Here is a 25923-nt window from a genome sequence, read left to right on the forward strand (position 1 = left end):
CCTCCATTGTCTTCTGTGTCGTTAGCTCCTCAAAAACGGGATCATGAGCATCCTGTTTCGCTCCTCGAGCCAAGCGTAGCGAAGGCGAAGAGACATACATGACTGTATGCCTGCGCAGCTCCCTCCCTGACTCCTCGGATTGATCTTTAATGCAAAGCGGAATCATGTATTCTCCTTATCGTATATGGAGGACGTTTCTTGACCTCCTTATATATCCTGCCCACATATTCCCCCATGATGCCGAATGCAAGGAATTGTGCTCCTATGAAGAAGAACAGTACGGCAAACAGTGTGAATACGCCCTGCGCCGCCCAGTCTGCACCGAAATAAAACCTGGCCACAGCCAGCACTATACCCAGCGATGTACCTGCTATTGCCAGAATCAGGCCTGTATAAAGCAGGAGTTTAAGGGGAAAATCGGAAAATGAAGTAACAAGGTCGAACTGAAGCGATATGAGTTTTGCTATCGAATATTTGGATTCTCCTGCGAACCTCTCTTCATGCCCTACCTCGATCTCGGTCACCTTTTTTGCAAACGTCGTGGCAAGCGCAGGAATAAAGGTTGAATGCTCCTGGCTCTTTACCATCAGATCAACCACCTCGCGTCTGTAAGCCCTTAGCATGCATCCCCAGTCGCTAAGGTTCACGCCTGTGATTTTCCTTGCCCAGCCGTTTACTATCCTGCTCGGAAGCTTTCTGAATATCGAATCCTTGCGCGCATGTCTCACAGTGCCTACGACCTCAAACCCGCCTTCCTCCATGGTTGATACAAGCCTGGGGATTTCTTCGGGCGGGTTCTGCAGGTCTGCATCCATCGTTATGATTATCTCGCCCGTACAGCTTTCAAATCCTGCAAACACTGCAGAATGCTGACCGTAATTTCTCATGAGTTCGACTATCCTGATCTTTTCGCTGGCCCGGGCTTTTAGAATTTCAAGCGAATTGTCCGAACTGCCATCATCGACAAGCACGATCTCGTAATCCCTGTGCATGCCTTCCATTACCGGCACGAGCCTTTCAAAGAGCCTGTCAAGCCCCTTTTCCTCGTTGTAGACCGGAATAACCACAGATATCTTGTCCACTTCAGCTGACCTCCCGGATATTTCCGTATATATATTTCCTGTTTATGAAAAGCACAATACTGCCTATTCCTACCGCCAGCCACAGGGTAAATACCCTGGCCATGATGGTAGCTAACCCCGCCGCCTGCGCCGGCACCCCTTCATGCACGATAAGTCCCATGAGACCGGCATCCGTAACTATAAGCCCGCCTGGCAGCATGGAAATAACGCCTATCAGTGTGGAAAAACCGAATATGGCGGTAGATTTTATTATTCCCATATCGAAACCCAGTCCATTGAGGATTAGAGTAAGCGCCACGCCCTCGCTTGTCCATGCGATAAGCGTTATTGCAAATGAAGCGATAAGCGTTCTGAAACCGAAAAGGCCGAACATGTCATCGACAGCCTTTCTAAGGTCATCGGCCCTGTGTTTGAGAGATGGTATCTTTGCGAGAATATCTATGCAGAAACCGGAAAATTTCTGGTTCAGCGCCAGAAGCGGCAGCACACAGAGTATGAGAGCGGCCCACATCCCCTTTGCAAAGAGGCCTACGGCAAGAAGAGATATTACACTCAGGCCTATCATGTCCATGTAAAGCTCAGCTGCGATAACCGGGGTCGATGAAATGAACGACCGGCCGGATAATTTCTTGAGCATCTGACTTTTTATCAGGAGGCCGATCTTGCCCGGCGTTGCGCTCATTGAAAGGCCTGAAACAAATATCACAAGGCTTTCTTTCAGGGTTGTCTCATAACCCATTTTTTTAAGGTATATATGCCATCGTCCGAATTTGATCATGTCATTCATGAAACCGAAAAAGGCGATGAGCGGTATAAGATACCACGGGAAATTCCTGAGCTCATTGCCCGCCTTCAACACATCACCCCACATGCCTATGCTTGTAAATGCGATTGCGGCAAGAATAATCGTGAAGATAAGGCCTTTCTTCAAGCAAGAATCCTTTTTACCGCCCTGACAACGCTTATAACCTCTTCCTCGGTCATGGAAGGATATATCGGCAGGCTCAAAATTTTTTCTGAGGTATTTTCAGTAACGGGAAGGCTCGTTTCGCCGAACATGTCTTTGACGTATTTGAGGGTATGGCATGCTGGAAAATGAATGCCGTAGCCGATGTTCTCTTCGGCGAGGGCGGCCATGAATTCTCCGCGGCTCATGCTGGTGACCTTTACAACGAAAAGGTGCCAGGAGTGTTTGTGATCGTAGGAGGGGATACCGGGCAGGTCAATGCCCTTTATGTCTTTCATGCCTGCAAGGTAGGCATTTGCAATCTCGCTGCGTTTTTTTGTTATTATGCCGAGTTTTTTCATCTGGGCGATGCCTATTGCCGCCTGAACGTCGGTCATGTTGTATTTATAGCCCGGTTCCGTGATGTCATAGCTCGGGTCGGAACCTTTGCCGTAGCGTTTCCATGCGTCACGCTCTATGCCGTGGAACCTCAATATCCTGATACGCTTCATGAGTATTTCATCGCTTCCGGTTATCATGCCGCCTTCGGTTGTCGTTATGTTCTTGATAGGGTGGAATGAAAAGATCGCCAGATTTTTCGAACCTATATGTTTGCCCTTGTAATGTGTGTCTATGGCGTGCGCCGCATCTTCTATGATCGGGATATTTCCCGCAGCCGCCTCGATTGCATCCATATCTGCCGGGGCACCTGCAAAATGTACTGGGATGATCGCTTTAGTCTTTTTTGTTATGAGACGTGCGATATCTTCTGGTTTCACCATAAGCGTGTCATAGTCGCAATCGGCAAAAACCGGCCTGGCTCCAGCAAGCGCTATCTGGTTTACGGTGGAAGCGAATGTCATGGAAGGGGTGATGACCTCGTCTCCGGCGCCTATTCCGAGCGCTTTGAGCGTAAGGTGCATGCCTGCAGTCGCCGAGACAAGGGCTATTCCTTCCCTGGCGCCGGTGAGAGAGGCGTATATTTCCTCGAATTCCTTGCATTTCGGGCCTGTAGTGATCCATCCGCTTCTAAGAACCTTCGTTACTTCCTCGATTTCTTCTTCGCCTATGAAAGGCCTGCTCATGGGAATGAATTCGTTCATTTTTCATCTCCTATTTCGTAGGCTATGCATTTGCCCACTTCATACAATTTATTCCAGCCGGGCTCTTTTACCTCATCATGGGCCAGGATAATCCCGTGAGTATTAAGTGCCCATCTTTTAGCCGGACCCTTTTCTGTAAACACAGTGTAAGGCTTATCCAGATAAAAGATTATCTTTGCGTCGTCAGATGAGAGGTATGAAACCTCCCTGTCCGTGCTCTTCAGCATATTGACCTCGGACCGTAGGTTTCCGGGCAGTTTCGAGACAAAGGGTACTATTCCTGCCGAATAGATAAGCCACACCGAAAGCAGACCGGCCATTACCGGAACCGGCTTTGTCCTTATGGAATAAAAGCCCGTGTATATACCGATAACAAGCAGCATTGCGGCAACGGGCATGAGGTCCTTAACATTAGCCACAGGTATGAGACCGGGTTTTATTGTGAGGATGAAGACCGGTGCAATCAGACATAACGAGAACAGCAGGCCGGATATGCTGAAGAAAAGCCGGTATCCACTGGATGTGCCGGCGCTTTCAATCTCCGAAAGGAAAAAGCCAACAGTCATCGCTGCAAATGGAAGTGCAGGCAGTATGTAATATGACCTGCGCGAGCCGGATAAGGTGAAGAAAAGAAATATGCCTGCAAAGTAGAGCAGAACGGTTTTCATACCCTGATTAGTGAACCTTTTCTGGCGGAAGATATACACGAACACTGCGGGAAGGAGAATGGACCACGGAGCGAACAGGTCGAATATCCTGATGAAATATACATAGAAAGCGTCTTTATGATCAAAGGGCGAAAAGAACCTCACCACGTTTTCTTTCCATACAAGATCAAGCGGTTCCATTGAACCCGTTACGGCAGAAGCCAGTGCAGGGATGGAAATAAATATCAGGAATCCGAATACTACTGCAGAAATGAAGATATGAGGCTTCGGAAACCATTTCCAGTCTTTCAGGACGAGCGATGCCAGAATTATGGCGAGTGCCGGTGCTCCCACTGCGGGCAGGCCTTTCAGGTTTGCACCCAGGCCTGTAATTGCCGCGAGAATAAAGAGCCATGCCTTGCCGGAATCATCCTTGTGTCTCAGAAAATACCATATGGCCAGCATGATGATGGCGGCATTTGACATCTCCACCTGAGCGTTCCTGCCCCAGAACATGAATCCGTAACTGCTCGCAAGCGCCATTATCGAAAGTATTCCCGCCTTTTTCCCGGCAAGTCTCGATGCGGTCGAATATGTGAGGATAAGCCAGATAACCGCCCAGATTACCGAGGGCATGCGGGATGCCGCCTCTGTTACACCGTCCGTGATGTATCCGAAAGGTATGACCTGCCAGTATGATAAAATTGGTTTGTCCCAGTAGGGGTAGTTGCCTAGCATCGGGTGAAAGAGGTCACCTGTTCTGAACATGTAGCGTGCGATAACAGCCCAGCGGCCTTCGGAGCCCCACAGGGAGGGCATGCCGATGTTTATTAAAAGAGCCGCAGCCGCAATGATTATGACAGCCGGCGCCATCCATGAACTGACATCGATCCCGTGTGACTTATCTTTATAATCCATTCTTAACCCTCAACCCAGCGTTTCCAGATTTCAACATCCTTGTCGGTGTCCGAGACTATCCTGGTGTACCTCTCTTTTATAAGCTGCTTCAGCCCATCGTCTGTCCTGACAGGTATTATCATCAGGTAAGATGTCCCGGGGCTTTTGATCAGTTTTTCAAATACATCCCTGTTCTCGATATTCTCAACATAAAAGTTACCGTAAAAAGGAGAAAACGCCTCAAGCGACTCGGTAAGCTGATAGCCTGTTACCTGTGAACCATTGGCATACTCTCCTATTTGCGTGAAAAGCGGCTTGTAGCTTTTCTGGATATCGACGAGAGGAATCACGAAAGGTATCCATAAAACGATCAGGAAAGTCCATGAAACAACCAGTACGAAAGCGAGTCCGGGTTTGAATATCCTGTATACGAATACCGGAAGGGCAAGCCCTGTGAGAAGCAGCAGAACCGCCGTCAGGTATGCGCCGTGAAATTTCATCACATATACAAAAGGAAGCAGTAGCGAACAAACAGAAACAAGGATGATGATAATCCAGAAAAACACCTTGTCCGTTCTTGAAGACGCTTCGGTTATCACATGCTCCATCCACAGGGCCGCCATGACTGCCATTGCGGGAAGAAGAGGCAATATATAAAGCCCGCGTTTTGTCGATGCAATGCTCAAAAGAATAAATCCTGCAATAAACCATGATACGATAAATTTTTTTTCGTTCGTGTAATTTCTGATTGAGATAAAGAAAGGTACAAGGATGAGCGACCAGGGCGCCGCATCAGCCCATATGGTCGTAAAGTAATAGTAAAATGGCCTTACATGTCCGCCTGAATATATGCCTATGTTTAGGAACCTTCCTAACTGATTGTAGAGGTAGAATGTCCTTATAAATTCGATGCCGCCCCTTTGGTAAAGAACAAAGGCCCAGGCGGCCATGAAGATGATGACTGCTGCGCATCCCTGGAAAAACCATATCTTTTTTAGTTCGGGGAATTTCCCCTGCCATATGTAATAGGCGGTTGCGGCCACGCACGGAATCGCTATCCCGATAATGCCCTTTGACATGAAAGCAAGCCCCAGGCCTATCCAGAAGAGCTTGTATCCATGCTTAAAGCGGCCTGTTTCCGCCAGAATGAATGAGAACAACGCCCCTGTAATAAATAGGCATAGTGCGGAATCCACAAGCATCTTGTGGCTTACTTCATAGAAAGTGAAGCAGCTTGATAGGATAAGAACCGCAAGAAGTGCTATGCGTTCTGAAAAGAGCCTCCTCGTGCCGTAGAACACGACTGCCAGTGTTGCCAGAGCGAATATTACAGAAGCAAGCCTGCCGAAGCCTTCGTTTGAGGTCCCGAAAATACGATAGAACAGGGCGGCAAGGGTGTAATACAGAGGGGGCTGTTCGAGAAATGGTGCATTTGAATGCTGCGGGATGAGATAATCGCCCGAAACAGCCATTTCGCGCGCTATTTCAGCTACGCGAGGCTCGTCGGGCGTCCACAGCGAGTGGTCGAAAATTCCGACGAACTGCATGGACAGTACAATGACCAGCACCGTCAGCTTGAGGTAAAATATTTTGTTTACGCCTTCTTCCATGATCCACACGGATAGCAGATTAACATGACCTGAACATTGCCGGAACATTATTTTTTGGTAATCCGGTTTCTATTCAAGCGCTGCCGTCGTCGTCTGCGTCGGAATGCTCCTCAGCATACGTTAAAGTATGCCTGCGTCGCTTCCTCCTGGCCTACTAGACAGCATCTTGAATATAAACCGGATTGTACAGGCCGCCATAACTTTGCATACCTTTGATTTGGGCAGATAGCCCTCACCCTTCGGGCGTACCTTCGGTATGTCAATTTTGTGATGCAAAATTTGTCGCACCTCATCTCGTTGCTGCGGCATACGCTAAAAGTATGTCTCGCGCCTCGATTTCGTCGCTTCGCGGTCTGCTTTGTTCTAGCGGTCTGTATAAAAATGCAGACATATTATCTTCCATTGACTTTCATTGAACATCTGAAAAGCTGGCAATTACTTTCTTTTTTAGTGTTCAAACTTCGATAGGTTCCCTTATGTCATATCTCTTAATACCTTGATTAATTCGAATACCTTCTTCTCAGATTCGCTACGAGCATTTATTTGATGAGAAGTTGTAGTTGTAGATTTTAGTGATTTTAAAACACCTTCATTATAGCTGATTATTAGAGTGTTCAATTCATTGATCTTATTATTGATCTTATTGAATTCCTTTAGTCCAATAGCTCGAAATGAGATCAGTCTCTTTATGTGATCTTCTTTTACTTCAGTGCCATGCTGAAGTGACAGATAAATATCTTGAATAGTTTCTAGAAGATTGGAAAGAAAGATTCTATTCGAATCCACCTTAATTTGTTTTCGGAAAATCAGGTAACTTAATAAAGAAGAAATAATTGTACCTATAAGCGCACCAAGTGCACCACTGAGTAGGTTATCCATGTTTTCCTCAATAGAGTAAATTGACCGGTTTATTCGGAGCAACAACCTGCGGCGATACCGGTATTGCCTGTATGTTTCTATTTATTTCTCTATTCCCAATAAGCTTGATAACATTATTCTGAGTCATGAACTGTTGGTAAACCCTGAGAAGGAGTCTTACATACTGATCTAGTTCAGAAACAGTTTCGGTGTTGATTACATTCAGACCTATTTCTCTAGCCTCATTTCTATCAATAACATAAGAGTGGGAATAATAAGTTTCACTCAACTTTTTAACAGTTTCATCTATAAGTTCAGGACGATCCTTTAAAGCATTTTCTTTCAATAGTTTTTCAGCAATTTGTTTTGATGAATTCAGAGCTGTTTGATAAGTTCCTATTAAGTAAGGGTCTAGCAAACTCGACATTTGAGCCTTAAATTGCGGATCGACTAAAATCTTCTCTGTTGATTCTGTAGAAATTAAAAAGGCAAAAAAATCCTTGATTGACCGTGCCGGTACACGAACATCAGGTTTATATGGGTGTTGAATAATCGGATCAATTGGCCCCAATTCTGCAATGACTGTCATTAATATTTCCTTAGCCCCAAGGGTAATAACTGTTGCGGCAGATTTCGCAGCTAATGGAACAATTACATTGAATTCTTCAGAATATTCTTTGCAGATTCTAACTATTTTGTAAGCGGAGTCAAGAAAACCGCCGGGACTATGTAGGAATAAATCAAGACGAGTCAGTTTCCGACTTGATGGTAGCATCATCTCTATTGTATCGACCAACATGCCGGCATCTTCTGGTCCAACAAGTGCATTTTGTGCGGCCATATAGCTAATAACTGTCGATGAACGTATTAATTCAATCTTTTGAATCACTTCCTTAATAGTAACTTGCTTTTCCATGATGCCCTCCTGAATTTATAAAATTTATTATTTGATGTTATATTGAACTTAACTATTTATATAGTAATTTAGTTTTTTACGATTTTCGTGAGCAATATTTCTTATTCTTCCAAGATGAATGTAAAGAAAAAGTGCTTAAAGATCAATTAAAATGAACTATGGCTGCTTTACATTCTGAGGGTAGGGGCAATGTCTATGATGATTAAGAAAAAATCAGCAGGAGGTAAACCCTTTTGGATGGATCAACTTTATGCCCGTTGAATAACTCGAGCAACTCTTTGAAGTCTTTCTGAAGTTCCATAGTATTGTTTTCTCAGATAATCGACGGCTGCCACCCGCTCTTCTTCAGGTCGGCTCAGCCAGTACAAGAGATCTTCTTTCGCAGACTGCATATTTTGCAGGTTGCTTTTACGAACAACTTTTTTAATCATGATCAATAATTACCATGAAATCATGCGTATTGATACAGCCTTTCGCCTCGGCATTCTTAGGATAGGGGCATTCTCTATATGGATAATAAACTAATAAACAGTTTAAGCTTTAATCACTATATAATGGAAGGCTCAGGCTGATTGTGCTGCCTTCGGGGGACATCAAGGGGACGTTCATGAATAAATAACTATCTTTCCAGGGTTTCCAAGTTAGCTGGGATGTAAAAAAATAAATCGCAGGGCGGCAGAACAAATTTTAGCTTCACGAAAATTGACGCATCGAAGATGCGCCTGAAGGGTGAGGGCCGTCAACAGCCCGAATCAAAGAAGGTCAAGGATTGGCGAAGGCGAGGAGCGAAACATACTTTTAGTGTATGTTGCTGCGACGAGACGAGGAATGATGCAGAGATTCGAAGGGGACATCAAGGGGACGTTCATGAATAAATAACTATCTTTCCAGGGTTTCCAAGTTAGCTGGTATGTGAAAAATAAATCGCAGGGCGGCAGAACAAATTTTAGCTTCACGAAAATTGACGCATCGAAGATGCGTCTGAATGGTGAGGGCCGTCAACAGCCCGAATCAAAGAAGGTCAAGGATTGGCGAAGGCGAGGAGCGAAACATACTTTTAGTGTATGTTGCAGCGACGAGCCGATGAAAGACGCAGAGATTCGAAGTTATGACGTTCTGCGCCCAATCCAGCGTTCGATTTCTTCGAGTGAGATACGCTTAAATATCGGCCTCCCATGCGGGCATGTAGTCGGCGCACCGGCCTCATCCAACTGGCGGAGTAGGGCGGCTATTTCAGGCTGCGTCAGGGGCTTTCCCGCGCGCACGCTCGAATGACAGGCGATGCGCGAGATGATTTCCTTCCTTCGTTCGTCCCTCTGCCTAGGAAGGGGTTCGTGGACAATCTCGTGGATGATGTCTTTTATATCCGAATCCCTGAGCAGCGTCGGGACTGTCCTTACCGCGATTTCGGATTCTCCGAAGGGCTCTGCCTCTATGCCGATCGCTTCAAGCTGATCCATGATCTCTTCAAATGCCGCGAACTCTTGTGCGGTAAGCTCCACGACAATCGGATGGAGCAGGGACTGGCTGCCCGAGATGTCTGACCTGTTGAGCCTGTCAAAGACTATGCGCTCATGCGATGCGTGCTGGTCGAGTATGTAAAATGCATCATCGTCGCTAAGCAGTACATAGGTTGACTTGAGCACACCGATTACGGACTTGTTCGAATAAAATCCATGCGGCTTGTCATACTCCTGAATAAATGATGTCTGCAGGGCTGGATTTTCATATACGGGCCTTTTTATAATGTAAGGCATCTCAGGCTCGCACACGGATTCATAACGGTTGTGTCCCGATGAAGAAAGTGTTTCTCGGATTATGGATACAATAAGGCCGTATATCCTGGACGGTTCCCTGAACCTTACTTCTGCCTTTGTCGGGTGTACGTTTACATCGACGTCCGCCGGGTCGATGTCGATGAACAGAACTATAACAGGATAACGCCCCCGCATGAGCATGCCGGAAAAACCTTCCAGAACCGCGCTTGTCACAACCGCATCTTTCACGGATCTCCCGTTTGCAAAGGCATATATCGAAGAGCGGGTTGGCCGGTTGACCTCTGGTGATGCAAGCATGCCGTGCACGTGAATGCCGGGCGCCTTTCTTGTAAACTCTTTCATATTTTCCTTGAAGTCTGTACCTGCAATGATGCCTGCCCTTTCTGCAGTTGGCATGGATGATGTCAGGTTAAAAATCTTGCGTTCTCCTGATGTTACCGAAAAGGTTATGTCCGGGTGGGCAAGGGCATATCTCGATATGACGTCAAGCATGTTCTTCTGCTCGGTGGCCGGTGTCTTGAGAAATTTCTTTCTTGCAGGCATGTTGAAGAAAAGGTCCCTTACTTCGACGACTGTTCCTTGCGGCATGCCCTTTTTGCCTCGTCCTGTTATCTCGCCAGCCTCCATTTCGACAAAGCTTCCCGATGAAGACTGTTCCTGCCTCGATGAAATCATCATCCTGCTGACTGATGCGATGCTCGGGATCGCTTCACCCCGGAACCCAAGAGTTCTTATATTGAACAGGTCATCGGCTGAATTGATCTTGCTTGTGGCATGCCTTAATATTGAGGTTTCAAGGTCGGACTCATCCATGCCGGAGCCGTTGTCAGCTATGCGGATGAGTTCGATCCCGGCACCTGTCAGCTCGATTGATATGGATGTCGCATCAGCATCGATGGAGTTCTCGATGAGCTCTTTGACGACTGAGGCAGGCCGTTCGATTACCTCGCCGGCCGCGATCATGTCGATCAGGCCTTTGGGCAGAAGCCTTACTTTCACTTGAGTTCGAGCACCAGCTTGTCCACTTCGGCAAAAGATTTTGCCTTGCCCTCGTAGCCTTTTCTTCCCATTAGGTCAAACGTGATGACCTTGCCCAGTTCGACGCCGGGCTGGTCATAGGGATTGACATCGAGCAGGTAGCAGAAGAATGACGTTGCGGTCATGAAGAACATGAACATGGCGCCTATGGTTTCCTCTGTTATCGCATCGAGAGTGATACGAGCGGTCATACGCTGGTTTTCGATGAGGGCTCCCCATGTGCCTTTCGCTTCGGACTGTATCAGTTTGTTCACGGTCTTGCCGCAAAGATAGCCCATTTCGGCGGTATCGCCGAAGACATCCGGGATGGTGATTTCCTTGCGGTATTTCTTCACGTCTATGATGTTCACGACCTTGTCGAACGGGCCTTCCATATACAGCTGGCACTGTGAGTGCTGGTCTGTTGCACCGAGCGCCTTAATCGGAGTCTGTCCTGCGAATACGGTCTTTCCTTTAAGCGATGTTTTCTTGCCGCTGCTTTCGGCCCAGAGCTGGCAGTACCAGTCGGAAAGATCGAAGAGCGCATTGGAATAGGGCATGAGCACGGACATGTTCGCGCCCTTTACGGATGCAAGAAAATGTATGGCCGCATAGAGGTAGGCCGGGTTTGAAAAGACATCGGGACTGACAGTCTTATCGCGCATTTTCCCTGCGCCTTTCATGAACTCATCTATATCTATTCCGAGAAGAGCGGAAGGAAGCAGCCCCACCGGGGTAAGAGTGCTGAACCTGCCGCCCACTTCAGGCGGAATCGGCAGGTTCGCCATGCCTTCGCTGTCTGCGATCTTTCTGAGGATCCCGCCCTTGGGGTCGGTTATGACGGCGAGATGGTCTCTGTATTTTTCTCCGAGCTGCTTTTTGAGTTTGTCATATACATACATGAACTGTGATGCGGTCTCCGCCGTACCTCCCGACTTGCTGACAACAATAAAGAGTGTTTCATCAAGCCTGATGTGCTCGAAGGTTACTGACATGAGTTCCGGATCGACGTTGTCCCAGAAGAAAATCCTGGGGTTGCCGCTAAGATTGTAATAGGGCGGCTTTATGGAAGAGAACATGGCCTTGGGCCCGAGCGATGACCCGCCGATTCCCAGGTGGACTATGTTCCTGAACTTGCCCTTGAGTTTCTTTGCCAGCGATTTTACAGCTTCCATCATTTTTTTATCATCAGGCAGGTCCTGGAATTTTATTCTGCCTTCCGCCCTGTTAACCGACATTGTTTCATGAGCTTTCGTGCACAGCGGCATAATGGCTTCGATATCTTTGAGTGAAATTCCACGGTTTCCGATCAAGGCATCGCTTGTTCCGGAAAAATCAAATCTGATCATAATTTCCTCCTGGCGGGGTTGATTGGTGTATGCCGAATCTGCCTGTTCTTCATTGAATGTTATACAGAATAGAACTTATCAATCAATGATAATTCAAACCGGTTCTTGAAATAACATCCATGGTTATTTTTTAATTGTATTCAAAAATTCATTCAGGCTCATTCCCTTTCTATAAAAGCGAACTGTTTTTCGTAAAACTCCTTGGCGAGAGACTGTTTTTCAGACATATAAGCGAATATTTCATTGTAATTTTCAAATAGAAGATTAACGATTTTAGCATCAAGCAGTGCATTGTCTTTCAGCTGCGATAATATCTGGACAACCTCATTCCTTGACATGCCCTTTCTGTATGGTCTGTCCTCGGCAAGCGCGGTGAAGATATCCGCAACCATCATAATCCTTGACCCGGTGCTTATCTCGTCCTCATTGCAGTGAAAAGGATATCCGGAACCATCGAGTTTCTCATGATGATAAGCGGCCCATTCTGCGATCTGCTTGAGACCCCCGATGGTATTGATCACAAAATAAGTATAATATGTGTGTGATTTCATGACAGCCATCTCTTCATTTGTCAGCTTGCCGGGTTTATCAAGAATGGAATTGGGAACTGCAAGTTTTCCAAGATCATGCAGGTTGCCTGCAATTTCCATTAATTCGATATCGGATTTTGAAAATCCGAATATTTTTGACAACATTGATGCCGAAGCTGCAACACCTGATGAATGAGTTGACGTGAACCGTGATCGAAAGTCGATTATGTTTCTGAACAACTCAGATAACAACAATATTTCAAAATGGTTTATCTCTATTTTTCTGAAAGGGCCTTCATTTAGAAGAAGGGAATATAGTCTTGGTGATACGATATCCAGCCAGAATTCTTCACTGTTGGAAACGGACAGGAAAAGTTCCACTATCCGAGGATTGAACAAGGAGCCTGACGAAGATACTATCTTATTTGTAATATCCTGATTTTGATGGAGAATGTATCTGTTCCTGTCAATCTGACGTTCCAGATAATCGGCAAGAAGAACTAATTGCGAATCAAAAACTATGGGATTCTCAATCGTTTCATCCCATGACCGCCATTCTTTGTGATGGAATTTGATGATCTCAGCAGGATTATTTAACCAGAATATGGGGCTGAGCAATGTTCCGCCACGTATGCAATGGGTTTCATCATCTTTCTCATTATTCCGAAGCGAGATTTTTTCTTCAAGAGAAAAGGCGCCGATATCATGAAGCAATGCAGCAATAAAACACTTTTCGATCCTGTCATTTGAGAGTTTTGCCGCTCTTGCCATATCCCAGACTACATATGCCGTCCTTTGCTGATGTTGAATCAAGTCAGGGCTCGCAAGATCCATCGCATCGGATAATGAAAGGACAAGATTTCCAAGATTGACGGTTATATTACGCTGCATGGCACTCTCCCGACATAAGAAAACCTTTTAATAAAAAAGATAGTTTAATACATATTATCGGGATATCCTGCTAAAATTATAATTATATTTTATCTCGCCGTTCAATAGGTTGATTTGAGACCTGATTCACCCCGCTGATATTTCTTATCTGCCTCTGGGCATCGCCAGGATCTCGAGGACCTCAAGGTCCAGGAAACGTCTGGACGGTCTGGACTTTATGAGCATGACGGTGTCGGAGCCGTGGCCTGTACCGGCTGCGGCCAGCACTTCGGCGCCCTCCGGGATAAGCCCTGCATCGCAGGCCTCCATCACGATTTCTATGCACACCTTTGCGCCTTCACCGAAGCGGCGAAGACATCCGGCTATCAATGCGCCGGTGGAACTGCCGCCGAACTTGTCCATGACTGATTTTTCAAGGGAAGACGTGAGAATGGTTCCGGTATAGACGGGCACGCCGTTTTCCTTGAGCATCCTGCGTACGCGCGGGTCGAATTCGTCGTGGTTCTCCTCCTTGAAGTTTGCGCAGTGCGTTACGATAATGAGACCGGCATCAGCACCCTTGAGTGCTTCGAAGAACGCCTTGGCGTTTCTGCCAGAAGTTGATGCAACCACGACATGCCTTGAAAGTCCCTGTGAAACGGCATTTTTCAAAATAGCTAAGCAATCCTTAGTATTATGCTCCCCGGGTTTTTCGAACAGGGCTGTTTGCTTTATAATCATAAGCCGCTCCTTTTTTCCGCTTTATTTGAGGTGCATATGATAAAATAAAACAAGCGACGTCGTCGAGTGTTTGTTAATTATCAGCCCTTTTGTCTTACGGGAAATGTCCGGCACAAGCAGCCATGAAAAGGTCTTTGCCGCCTGTGTACGAAAGCTGATGAAAAGAGACAGGATACTTTTCTGTTCATTGCCGGAAAGACAATCTCATAAATCTTACATATGAACTCACCTGCCATAAGGAGTATCACTGTTCCTGCAATATAAAACGATATAATGAATATTCCGTCCAGAATTGTCTGTTCCATAATCCACCTCCGTAACGCGATACGTTTACGGCAGAAGGGCTGATGTGATAATCCCTCCTCGACATACGTGTGTCGTACAATTCCTGCCGGTACAAAAAGCATGACAGCGGTGTTTTATTAAGGACGGAAATGAAATCAGGATATAAGGCCTTTATATCCCTTCCATATTATTTCAACACCTATGGCAAGCAGTATGAAGGCGGAGAGCTTCGTCACCACCTGTATGCCCTGTTTGCCCAACCTGCCGAAGAAATATCCGGAGTATCTGTAAAAAACAAAAACTATGAGTGATACGAGAGCGATTCCTGTGGCGACTCCTGCAAAGCTTATCCATGTGTCGGGTTTCAGAAGGGAGCCAGTCGGAATGAGCGAAAGCGTTACCGCAATCGTGCCGGGTCCGGCGGTGATCGGCATGGTCATTGGGAAAAAGACCTTCGAAGTGCTGTCGCTCTTGAACCCGCCGTTTCTCTGAGCGCTCTCTCCTGGTTCGCTGTTGAGCATCTGCCAGGCCATGTTGAAGAGGAGCAGTCCGCCCGCTATCCTGATGACGTGTATGGATATGTCAAGAAGCTTGAGAATCCACCCGCCTACAAGAAGGACGACCAGCAGCAGTATGAGCGTATACCAGCTTATTTTGCCTGCAAGCCGGTTCCTTTCGGATGCGGTGATGTCCGACGTCATATCGAGAAAAATCGGGGTCATAGCAGGCGGATTGACTATGGGAAAGAGGGCAAGAAAAGAAAAAGCGGCAATATTGATAAACTCGCGCGCCATAACATTCTCCTAATTAATGTTTTATATTCATAATCTTTTTGTCAATAAGCATTTCGTAGATTTCTTTTCTGGGCCTGTCATACAACTCATGGAGCATCTTTGCAGCATCGCGCTTTGAATACCCGTTATCAAGGAGCTCTTCGGCTTTCATCCTTATGTCGGGCATGACTTTCTTATCGTCCCGGCTTCCCCTTATTATAACTGTTATCTCACCTTTGGGTTCATTATCCTTGAAGCGTGAAATCACTTCTTCCAGTCTGCCGGCGGCATACTCTTCATGAACCTTGGTCAGCTCTCGTGCAATGCATACCTGGACATCCTCAAGGTGCTTCCTTATCAGTTCAAGGGTTGTAAGGAGCCTTCTGGGGGATTCATAGAAGACAGTTGTTTCATTGGAGCTCTTCATTTTTGCCAGCTCAGAGAGCGCCTCTGACTGTTTTCTCGGGAAGAAGCCTATGAAACGGAACTTATAATCAAAGCCGTATGCGCTGAGAGCCGTTATAAAGGCGCATGCTCCGGGCAGGGCGACGACATTGATGCCTCTGTTCCTTGCCTCAATGACAAGCATTGTGCCGGGGTCGCTTATAAGCGGTGTTCCCCCGTCGCTGACAAGTGCAATATTCTCTCCTGATTCAAGCTTCTCGATCAGATGAACGAGCTTTTTCTTTTCACTGAATTTCTCGTATGAAACGAGAGGCTTTTTTATCCCGTAATGAGTCAGAAGCTTGAGCGTGTGGCGTGTGTCCTCGCATGCGATAAGTTCAACCTCTGATAATATTTCAAGCGCCCTTAATGTTATATCCTTCAGGTTGCCGATAGGGGTTGGTACTATGAAGAGTGTTCCTTTCCCTTTTGATTCCAGCTTCCCGTTCATATCTCTCCGTTCATTTAAGGTTTTATTTGTTTTCTTTACTTTCCCGGGACGGGATAATGATGTATATGTCATCTGTTTTGAACAAAGTGAAGGATAAAAATGGATTCGCTTAAACGAGACAAAAACTTGCGTCCCAAAAAAATAGAGGCAACCCCGGAATACATGCGCAAGCTTTTCATAATGCCGAATTCTCCGGACAGGTTCATAGAATTCGGCGACCATCTTCTTGACATGATACATGATTTCTTCAAGGAGAAGGGTGGCATACACTCTTCCATATCGATGGAAGAACTAGGGAGAATCTTCAGCAATACGGAAATGCCTAAAACTCCGATGCTGGTGAAAGACCTTCTTGATGAGATAAAAAAGAATATTATCAAACATTCGGTTAAAGTCGCCAACCCTTATTATATAGGCCACATGACATCGGCCATTCCCTATTTCATGATCCTTCTCGAGATGATCGCCGTAAGTCTCAATCAGAACCAGGTCAAGATCGAAAGTGCAAAGGCCTCATCCTTTGTTGAAAGGGAATTTCTGTGCTGGATGCACAGGCTGGTCTTTAACAGGTCCAATCATTTCTATGAAAAAAACATCCAGAACCATAAGATTGCATTGGGAAATGTAACCTCTGACGGGACTATTGCCAACCTTACCGCATTCATGCTTGCCTGTGCCAAGGCCTTTCCGCCCGACGGGCACAAATTCGGCGGCATAAGAAAGGAAGGTCTTGTACGCTCACTTGCATATTATGGATACAGGCAGGCGGTAATCCTGGTATCCAAACGCGGGCATTATTCAATATGCAAATCCGGCGCTCTGCTGGGAATAGGGGAAAAGGGGGTCATCTTTTCTCCTGTTCATCCGTGCACGAATAATATCGACATCGATAAGCTGTGGCAGACCATTGAAAGGATACTGAAAGAAGACAAGGCCGTCGGAAGACCTACGAAGATACTCTCGATCGTCGGGATTGCAGGAACGACGGAAACCGGTAATATTGATAATCTGGAAGCGCTTGCCGACATATCAAAAGAGCTGGGTTCCCATTACCATGTGGATGCCGCATGGGGCGGTGGGGCACTCCTTATGGAGGGCGGAAAAGAGATGCTTAAAGGCATAGAGAAGGCCGATTCCGTAAGCCTCGATGCCCACAAGCTGCTTTATGCCCCCAACTCCATGGGTATCTGCCTTTTCAGAAATGAAGAAGATTCTGCATATCTCTATCACACAGCAAACTATATTATCAGAGAAGGGTCGGTCGACCAGGGCAGGTTCACTCTTGAAGGTTCGAGGCCATTTGCAAGCCTTAAACCGTGGGCTGCCCTCAAGATAATAGGCCGGAGAGGCTATGAACTGGTCTTCGAACATGCCAGACTGCTCCAGAATACCTTCGTGAAACTGCTTGATGAAGAACCTCTTTTCGAGCAGATGAACAGACCCGAGCTTTTCATAATCAATTACCGCTTTGTTCCGAAGGAACTGAAGAAGATGCTTGATAGGTGCATGAAAAATCCCAAAGAGCATGCATCCACCATAACCATGATCAACAATGTTCTTAACGAACTCAATATCGAACTTCATAAAAAAATAAGAGACGACGACAACTCATTTGTTTCGAGAACCCGTATAGAATCGACAATATATGCACCCCGAAGGATTGTTGTCCTGAGGGCGATCACAATCAATCCCAATACCGAGACCGACATGATAAGGCAGATACTCGACGAACATAAAAGGCTCGGCCAGGAAATATGGGAATCGAAGCATATCCTCAAGAATACCTTCAGGATATACAAGAAGCTGAACGAGACAGTGAACTGAGCCGGTTGTCCACCGCCGGATAAGCGTCCGTCTTTACACGGCGGAAACCAGGGTGTAAGAATTCCGTCATGGAAAGCAATGTCAGGGTTACTCAAATATGGCGGCATAACGGCGGGACCAGGATGGAAATACCGCTTTTTACGGCAGGGGTAAGCGCCGGTTTTCCTTCCCCGGCCGATGATTTCGTCGACCGTTCGCTTGACCTTAACGAGTTTCTGATAAAACACCCCGCTGCTACCTATTTCGTCAGAGTGGAAGGGACATCGATGACAGGCTCGGGCATACACCCCGGTGACATACTTATTGTAGACAGGGCGATTGAACCGTCTGATTCAAGCATAGTGATAGCGGTGCTAAACGGGGAATTTCTTGTAAAGCGATTCAGAAGGGACTCGAACGGATGCCGCCTCCTGCCGGAAAATCCTTCATATCAGGCAATAGAACTGAAGGAAGGCATGCATCTCGAAGTCTGGGGAGTGGTGACGTACGTTATCCATAAGACATGAAAAGAGTTTACGCCCTTGTCGACTGCAACAATTTCTATGTCTCCTGCGAGCGTGTATTCAATCCGAAGCTCAAGGGGGTTCCCGTCGTAGTGCTCAGCAACAACGACGGCTGCATAGTTGCAAGGTCGGAGGAGGCAAAGGCGGCAGGCATAAAAATGGGAGAGCCCCTGTTCAAATGCAGGATGCTTGCCGAACGCCATAATATAGTAGCACTTTCATCGAACTATCCGCTTTACGCAGACCTTTCGCACAGGGTCATGAGCATTCTCGAGGAAATGAGCCCTGGCATCGAAATATATTCCATAGACGAGGCGTTTCTGGACCTGACCGGAGTCCCTGACCCAGCAGATTATGCAAGAAACATCAGAAAGACGGTAAAAAAATGGACAGGCATACCGGTATCCATAGGAATAGGAACTACCAGAACGCTTGCAAAGGCCGCCTCAAAAAAGGCGAAAAAGGGTACGGGCGTGTTCGACATAAGGGAGAGAGAAGATGAAGTCCTCGGGGATATGGAAGCAGGTGATGTCTGGGGTATAGGCTACAGCCATTCGCTGGTGCTTAAAAAACACCGCATAAGGACAGCGCTTGAACTCAAAAATGCAAATGATGAGTGGGTGAGAAAGGTTCTCTCTGTATCGGGATTGAGAACGGTATATGAACTCAGGGGTACACCCTGCATCGGCTCCGGGACAGAGCCTGCTGCAAGGAGGTCGATTACATGTTCGCGGTTGTTCGGATGCAGACTCTACCGTATCGAGGAAATCAGGGAGGCACTGTCGTCTTATGTCAGCCGCGCCGCCGAAAAGCTGAGGGCAATGGATATGGCGGCGTCCGGCATCAGCGTATACCTTCTTGAAAATGAATTTGCTGACGGCAGATTCACTTCACGTGGCGCATCGCTGGAACTCCCTGAGCCGTCGTCATATACGCCCGAACTCATAATGTATTCCGTAAGGCTGCTTGAGAATATTTATCGTGAGGGTCCGGCCTACAGAAAAACAGGGGTTACCTTCACAGGTCTTGTTCCGAGGGGCAGTGTTCAGACAAGCCTGTTCGGTGCCATCGACAATCCGAAAAGGCTTCGACTTATGAAGACGGTGGACAGAATAAACGCCGAATGGGGCTCGGAAACCGTAACCCCGGCATCATCCGGGACGGGCAGGGATTGGCGCATGCGACAGGAGAAAAGGTCCAGGCGTTTCACGACATCATGGCATGAACTCCCTGTGGCAAAGACTTCCAAGTGAGTCATATAATTTTACTTATTCTTGAATGAGCCGATAAGAAGTGTATAATCATAGACACGTGGGGGAGATATTATGTTTGCAATGATAGTGAGGGATAATGTTTTTTTTCCACACAGCTCATTTTCCCTTAAAGTAAGTCCCGAGATGGCTGAACTCCTGAAGCTGCAGGGAGAGCTGGCTATTTTTTTCAAAACCCCGATGTCTTCTGGAGATATAGGTGTAAGATGCCTGGTCAGGGAAGCCCATGATGACACTGTCATCATAGACGGCGAATGCAGGGTCAGGTCCATGGAACGGATGGACGGCGAAATAGGAGACATACGTGTTACGGATGTTCCGGACTGGTATGAAAAAAACCTTCTGAACGAAGGACTAATCCAGGGGGTCAGGGCCCTGGTCAAGCTTGTGTTTCCCAATTCCGTCAACCTTATGAAAGAAAAGAATCCCGGCAATTTTGCAGATATGGTCGCTGCAAACATTGACCTTCCGATTCAGGAAAAGATGAGATTCCTGTACACACCCGACAGTATGACGAGGATAAAGCTCGTTTTCGGCTATCTCAACCGCATCAGTCCGAAGGCACAGAGGGCAAACAATTCGAAGGCGGGCAACCCAATGGCGGAAGAGACAAAAGAACTTGAGGAAAGGATCGAGAGGACTCCACTGCCGGAAGAGGCAAGAACAGCCCTCAACAAGGAAATGGGCAGGCTTAAATATATGCACCAGTATTCTCCGGAATATACGGTCAGCAGAAGCTATATCGAGTTTATTCTCGACATGCCGTGGGAGATAAGGACTCAGGATTTCATCGACATTGAAAAGGCGAAAGAGGTACTTGACAGGGATCATTTCAATCTCAAGGATGCGAAGGAAAGAATACTTGAGTTCCTGGCCGTTAAAAAGCTCAAGGCGGATTCGAAAGGATCCATCATATGTTTTGTGGGGCCTCCCGGTGTAGGAAAAACATCCCTTGGAAAAAGCATTGCCGAGGCGATGGGCAGAAAGTATATCAGGATGTCTCTCGGCGGAATTCGTGATGAAGCCGAAATAAGGGGCCACAGAAGGACATATATCGGGGCCATGCCTGGCAGAATCATCAAGGAAATCCAGCGTGCAGGGACAATGAATCCCGTGTTCATTTTGGATGAAATTGACAAGCTCGGAAAGGATTTCAGGGGTGATCCGGCATCGGCCATGCTGGAGGTTCTTGATCCCGAACAGAACTTTTCCTTTAAAGACAACTATATGGAAATACCGTTCGACCTTTCGCAGGTCATGTTCATAGCGACTGCGAACACAACGGAAACAATACCTGCAACACTTCTGGACAGGATGGAGATAATCGACATTGCCGGGTACTCGGATGACGAAAAGCTGAATATCGCAAAGCTTCATCTGATAAGGAAAAAGGCTGCCGAGTCAGGTCTTGAAAATGAGCCTATCATTTTTGATGATGAAGCCACGATGATGATCATAAACTCGTATACTGTCGAGTCGGGTGTACGCGACCTCGAAAGAAAGATTGAGAGTCTGTTCAGAAAAATCGCCAAGAGAAAGGCGTCTGATCTTGAAATTCCGGAACGTGTTACCTGCGAAATCGTCCGCGAATACCTCGGGCCCGTGACAAGATACAAAGAGCAGGCCATGAACAGCGACTGCATAGGCATATCGACCGGCCTTGCATGGACGCCGGCAGGCGGTGAGATTCTGCTTATCGAAGTATCATCGATGCCAGGCTCTGGTAAAATCGAACTGACCGGTAATATGGGCCAGGTCATGCAGGAATCCGCAAGAATAGCAATCGGATATCTGAAAAGCAGAATTGCAGACCTTGTGGTCGAACCTGTTGATTTTTCCAAAATCGATATACATATCCATGTCCCTGCAGGCGCCATATCAAAAGACGGGCCTTCAGCCGGTCTTGCGATTCTCTGTGCACTCCTTTCCTATTTCCAGGCCAGACCTGTAAGGAGCGACACGGCGATAACCGGCGAAGTGACCCTTTCAGGGCGTGTACTCCCTGTAGGCGGTATAAAGGAGAAGGTCCTTGCCGCAGAAAGGGCAGGCATAAGCAGAGTTATACTTCCTGCAAAAAATGAGGCGGACATATTGAAACTGACAACCGATGTATCCCTTAACCTGGAAATAATATATGTCAGCAGCTTTGGTGATGCCGCCCAGCTCTTTTTCAGGGATGAATTAACCTCTATACCTGTTTCAGCATAGAAAATCTTATTTTATGGGGGATGGTGCTATGGAAAAGGCCGTGATTCTCGCACGTGGTCTGGGCACCAGGATGAGGAGCCGGGATAATGATGCTGAAGTAAGTCCTGAACAGAATCATGTCGCCGATACCGGAATAAAGGCCATGATCCCTATCGGCAGGCCGTTTCTGGATTATGTGATAAGCGCGCTTGCCGATGCAGGGTATAAAAAGATATGCTTGGTTATCGGGCCGGGTGCGGAATTCGATCCTCTCAGGGATTATTACGGTTCGATAAATCCCAAAAGGGTGCTGATAAGTTTTGCCGAGCAGGAGAAGCCTGAAGGCACTGCCGATGCGGTTCTGGCTGCATCGGGATTTACAGGGGATGATGCATTCGCTGTAATCAATTCGGATAATTATTATCCTGCCGAAGCGCTCGTAGCCCTGAGACAATCCGATTCGTGCGCTACTGTCGCATTCGACGGTAAAGCGCTTGTCGAACATGGCAATATCCCTGCTGAACGCATATCAAAATATGCCCTGCTGGAGCCTGATGAAAAATATTATCTGAAAAGGATTATCGAGAAGCCTTCCGAAGAGTTCATGAAGGAGAATGCAGGCGGGATGTACGTAAGCATGAACTGCTGGAAATTCTCCAAATCGATATTTGAGGCCTGCCGCTCCATAAAGCCATCCATAAGAGGTGAGTACGAGATTGCATCCGCTGTTGAATACGCCATCAGCAATCTTAACGAAAAATTCAGGATGATACCTGTCAGGCTGGGTGTCCTCGATATGACGGGGCGTTCGGATATAAAGTCAGTCGATTCCTTTCTCAGGCATAAGGAGGTCAGCCTTTGAGTCCTTTTACATGCCTTTCAAAGTTTTCCAGATATGATGACTTCTATGACAGGCTTGTTGAAAAGGGCTTGAGCAGGAGGGCTTCTGTTTCAAAGGCCAACCTGTTTGCAATATGCTGTTCAAAACTTATCGAACAGGGGGCTGATAAGGACGCCGAATCCGTAATGCTTTTTGTTCCCGGTCGTATAGAACTTTTAGGAAAACATACGGATTACGCCGGCGGCCGGTGCCTTCTTGCCGCCCTTGAAAGGGGCTTCTGTTTTACAGCGGTAGGCAGGAATGACAATAAGATTAATATTTACGATATGTCCAGCGTCATGAAAACTTCATTCAACCTCGATGCAGGGCTTATCCCGGAGGCAGGGCACTGGACGAACTACCCTGTTACTGCAGCAAGGAGAATCGCCCGTAATTTCGGCCCTGATCTGAAAGGCGCAGACATCGCCTTTGCCAGCGATCTGCCTTCAGGATCGGGAATGAGCAGTTCGAGTGCTCTGATAACAGGCTTTTCGCTTTGCATTGCACACATCAACAGGCTGTTTGAAAAGCACAAGTTTGTTTCCAGCATTACTGACGGCAAATCTCTGGCTGGCTATCTCGGAGCCATTGAAAAAGGACACGATTTCGGAGGATTGCCCGGAGATATCGGCACCGGGACATTAACAGGCGGTGAGGATTATACAGCGCTCATGTGCTGTTCAAAAAACCGGTTCAGCCAGTATTCATTCTCTCCTGTTGTCCTTGAAAGGGAAATCCCGCTTCCTGACGGATATGTAATGGGCATTGCAACCAGCGGTGTAAAAGCCGGGCTGGCAGACAATATTCTGGAAAAGCACAAAATGATTTACATGCTCACATCGGTGCTGGTCGATATCTGGAACAGACATCACACCACTTTCTTTAATAACCTCAATGAGGTGCTTATGGATGCAGGTGTTGATTATATTAAAAAATCATTCCCGGCAATAATCAGGAAATCGCTAAAAAAGGGCGGACTCGATCCCATATACCTCATAAAGCGTCTTGAACAGTTCATAAGGGAAAGCATGGAAATAATCCCTGCTGCCGGAGATTCGCTGATTGACTGCAACATTGAGGAATTCGGAAGACTGGCTGACGAATCACAGAATCTCGGGGTAACGCATCTCGGCAACCAGACGCCCCAGACCATATTTTTAAACAAGGCTGCACGGAAACTGGGAGCACCCGCATCATCGGCTTTCAATTCAGGTCAAGGAGGTTCGGTGTGGGCGCTTGTCCCTGTTCAGGCTGCGGCCGAGGGTTTTTTCTTCGAGTGGGCGGATGAATACAGAAAGGCCTTTCCCGAAAGCATGAAAGACGCCGAGTTCTTTTCGAGCTGGCTGGGGCCTGCATCATTCAGGATTGAGGCCGCATAATCTGTAAAATCTGGCACAGGTCACAAGTTTAATTCCTGGTAGGAAATGATCAGCCGCTATTCGCTGCCTTTGTCCTTGTCTCTGATAAAGAGGATTTCATAAAGCTTCATGATGCCGAACCATAGCCACAGGAACGGCTCGAAGTTCGTGCCGAAACGCACCCCTCTTTTTTTCATGTCGTCTGAAATGGCATGCATTCTGTCCCTGAAATGTATAAAATTTCGATTTTCTTTTTGTGTCCAGCAGACCTCGGCATGAGCAAGCATCCTGGGGAAGGCTCTCTTTGTAAGTTTTTCAGGTGTAATCCATTCCCCCCATAGATTGGCCTCGGTTCCCAGAATATGATTTGCAAGATTTGTGGTAATGTTTTCAGGAACAGGTTCAAATGAATATACCTTTTCAACTGATGTGACTATATGGGGATAATCATAATAACAGTGCGTGGTAGGCGATACAATGGCATCATGTCCCGCTTCAGCTGCCACTAGAGCGAATTTGTGGTTTCTCCATGCCTGAACGATTGCCCCGTCAGGTATGAAATGAGTAACCTCGTCCCATGCGATCATTTTCCTGCCATGCTTTATGAGGATATCATTTACGCGAGAAACAAAATATGCATGAAGTCCTGTTTTGTCCTTTATTCCATTCTTGTTCATAAGAGATGTGCATGCATCATGGTTGAGCCAGTCACCGGCGACCACTTCATCGGAGCCTATATGAACAAAGGGGAAGGGGAAAAGCCCTGCGACTTCACCTAAAAGCCTGTCGATGAAATCATATACCGCCTCGTTCGACGCGCAAAGGGCGGATGCAAAAATACCCGGCCGCTGCCTCAGTTCCACAGGTTTTCCTGTGCAGGAAAGTTCGGGATAGGCAGAAAGCATTGCCGATGTATGGCCGGGCATGTCGATTTCCGGAAGGATCATTACATTCCGGTCTTCCGCATAGGCTATGATCTCGCGTATCTCGGACTGTGTATAATATCCGCCTTTTCCCCCGGAGAGGTGCAGCCTGGGAAAGATCAGACTCTCCATACGCCACCCCTGGTCATCGACCAGATGCCAGTGTAGGATGTTAAGTTTGAGTTCGGATATATGATCGATATATTCCTTGACCATACAGACAGGAAGGAAATTGCGTGCGGGATCAATCAGTGTTCCCCTCCAGGAAAATCGAGGGCTGTCCTCAATATGAACCTTCGGGACAACAACTGAACTTTTGTTTCGTATAATAAGCTGCAGCAGTGTCATGAATGCATTATGAAGCCCGGAATGCGAACCGGAGCTGATTCTGATAATATCCTTTACAGAGAGCCTGTAGGCTTCTTCCCGGTGCATGACATGTTCGATCACGATCGAAGGGGTTTCCGCATTCTCTCCTGAACCGGAAATCACACCTGCGTCAATACCGAAGCGTTCTTTCAATTTATCTTTGAAAACATAAGCCTTTCTTACCCATGCATCATCCGCTTGTTCAGGCAAAGTTATGATGATCTTTTTGCTAAAGCTCAGAAAACCTTCATCAGAAATGACTTTTTCAGGCCAGGGTATGATATTGTACGGGCTGCTCAAGTTGACCTCCT

21 protein-coding genes are annotated in these 25923 nt (G+C 46.9%); 6 read left to right on the plus strand and 15 right to left on the minus strand.

From position 1 onward, the window contains the following. Positions 1–146: 146 nt before the first annotated feature. From VIS94_17675 to rsmI, 14 genes are all read right to left on the minus strand, one after another. A complete protein-coding gene (locus tag VIS94_17675; GenBank protein HEY9162907.1) occupies positions 147–1103 on the minus strand; it encodes a glycosyltransferase in 957 nt (318 codons plus the stop codon). Then, on the minus strand, positions 1084–2013 hold the full coding sequence (locus VIS94_17680; GenBank protein ID HEY9162908.1) for a lysylphosphatidylglycerol synthase transmembrane domain-containing protein: 930 nt from the start codon (positions 2011–2013) through the stop codon (positions 1084–1086). Before VIS94_17680 ends, VIS94_17675 begins: the two co-directional genes overlap by 20 nt. Then, a complete protein-coding gene (locus VIS94_17685; protein HEY9162909.1) occupies positions 2010–3131 on the minus strand; it encodes an aminotransferase class I/II-fold pyridoxal phosphate-dependent enzyme in 1122 nt (373 codons plus the stop codon). The genes VIS94_17680 and VIS94_17685 overlap by 4 nt, the downstream gene beginning before the upstream one ends. Further along, positions 3128–4696 (minus strand): glycosyltransferase family 39 protein, encoded by a 1569-nt coding sequence (locus VIS94_17690; GenBank protein ID HEY9162910.1) that lies wholly within the window; start codon positions 4694–4696, stop codon positions 3128–3130. The genes VIS94_17685 and VIS94_17690 overlap by 4 nt, the downstream gene beginning before the upstream one ends. Before the next feature lie 2 nt (positions 4697–4698). After that, positions 4699–6285: a glycosyltransferase family 39 protein gene (locus VIS94_17695; GenBank protein ID HEY9162911.1), complete on the minus strand. Its 1587-nt coding sequence runs from the start codon at positions 6283–6285 to the stop codon at positions 4699–4701. A 474-nt stretch (positions 6286–6759) separates the two neighbouring features. Continuing rightward, a complete protein-coding gene (locus tag VIS94_17700) occupies positions 6760–7164 on the minus strand; it encodes a hypothetical protein (GenBank protein ID HEY9162912.1) in 405 nt (134 codons plus the stop codon). A gap of 7 nt (positions 7165–7171) precedes the next feature. Continuing rightward, positions 7172–8059, minus strand: a complete 888-nt coding sequence (locus VIS94_17705) for a peptidase (protein ID HEY9162913.1) — start codon at positions 8057–8059, stop codon at positions 7172–7174. 1106 nt (positions 8060–9165) lie between these two features. Continuing rightward, positions 9166–10836: a DNA mismatch repair endonuclease MutL gene (gene mutL / locus VIS94_17710; GenBank protein ID HEY9162914.1), complete on the minus strand. Its 1671-nt coding sequence runs from the start codon at positions 10834–10836 to the stop codon at positions 9166–9168. After that, complete coding sequence (locus VIS94_17715; protein HEY9162915.1) at positions 10833–12203, minus strand: glucose-6-phosphate isomerase; 1371 nt, start codon at positions 12201–12203, stop codon at positions 10833–10835. Before VIS94_17715 ends, mutL begins: the two co-directional genes overlap by 4 nt. Before the next feature lie 158 nt (positions 12204–12361). Then, on the minus strand, positions 12362–13624 hold the full coding sequence (locus VIS94_17720; protein HEY9162916.1) for an HD domain-containing phosphohydrolase: 1263 nt from the start codon (positions 13622–13624) through the stop codon (positions 12362–12364). Between the two features lie 144 nt (positions 13625–13768). Beyond that, a complete protein-coding gene (locus tag VIS94_17725; GenBank protein ID HEY9162917.1) occupies positions 13769–14344 on the minus strand; it encodes a hypothetical protein in 576 nt (191 codons plus the stop codon). A gap of 80 nt (positions 14345–14424) precedes the next feature. Next, positions 14425–14649, minus strand: a complete 225-nt coding sequence (locus VIS94_17730) for a hypothetical protein (protein ID HEY9162918.1) — start codon at positions 14647–14649, stop codon at positions 14425–14427. A gap of 135 nt (positions 14650–14784) precedes the next feature. Next, entirely contained in the window at positions 14785–15423 is a 639-nt protein-coding gene (locus VIS94_17735) for a MarC family protein (protein HEY9162919.1), read from the minus strand. Between the two features lie 13 nt (positions 15424–15436). Then, the gene (gene rsmI, locus VIS94_17740) at positions 15437–16297 is read right to left on the minus strand and encodes a 16S rRNA (cytidine(1402)-2'-O)-methyltransferase (GenBank protein ID HEY9162920.1); all 861 of its coding nucleotides are present in this window, start codon (positions 16295–16297) and stop codon (positions 15437–15439) included. Positions 16298–16396: 99 nt separating this feature from the next. On the opposite strand from rsmI, the gene VIS94_17745 reads away from it, so the two are divergent. From VIS94_17745 to VIS94_17770, 6 genes are all read left to right on the plus strand, one after another. Beyond that, positions 16397–18121 carry a pyridoxal-dependent decarboxylase gene (locus VIS94_17745; protein HEY9162921.1) on the plus strand — a complete coding sequence of 575 codons (1725 nt, stop codon included), beginning with the start codon at positions 16397–16399 and terminating at the stop codon, positions 18119–18121. Between the two features lie 68 nt (positions 18122–18189). Continuing rightward, positions 18190–18627 (plus strand): translesion error-prone DNA polymerase V autoproteolytic subunit, encoded by a 438-nt coding sequence (gene umuD, locus VIS94_17750; GenBank protein HEY9162922.1) that lies wholly within the window; start codon positions 18190–18192, stop codon positions 18625–18627. Beyond that, on the plus strand, positions 18624–19877 hold the full coding sequence (locus tag VIS94_17755; protein HEY9162923.1) for a Y-family DNA polymerase: 1254 nt from the start codon (positions 18624–18626) through the stop codon (positions 19875–19877). Before umuD ends, VIS94_17755 begins: the two co-directional genes overlap by 4 nt. Positions 19878–19949: 72 nt before the next feature. Continuing rightward, positions 19950–22103, plus strand: coding sequence for an endopeptidase La (gene lon, locus VIS94_17760; GenBank protein HEY9162924.1), 2154 nt, complete (start codon positions 19950–19952; stop codon positions 22101–22103). Positions 22104–22131: 28 nt separating this feature from the next. After that, positions 22132–22944, plus strand: coding sequence for a nucleotidyltransferase family protein (locus VIS94_17765; protein HEY9162925.1), 813 nt, complete (start codon positions 22132–22134; stop codon positions 22942–22944). Beyond that, entirely contained in the window at positions 22941–24341 is a 1401-nt protein-coding gene (locus tag VIS94_17770) for a galactokinase family protein (protein ID HEY9162926.1), read from the plus strand. Before VIS94_17765 ends, VIS94_17770 begins: the two co-directional genes overlap by 4 nt. 56 nt (positions 24342–24397) lie before the next feature. Here VIS94_17770 and VIS94_17775 read toward each other — a convergent pair whose 3' ends face one another. Further along, positions 24398–25912 (minus strand): beta-N-acetylhexosaminidase, encoded by a 1515-nt coding sequence (locus VIS94_17775; protein HEY9162927.1) that lies wholly within the window; start codon positions 25910–25912, stop codon positions 24398–24400. Positions 25913–25923: the final 11 nt, after the last annotated feature.

It is taken from the genome of Desulfomonilia bacterium (assembly GCA_036567785.1).
Classification (GTDB): domain Bacteria; phylum Desulfobacterota; class Desulfomonilia; order UBA1062; family UBA1062; genus DATCTV01.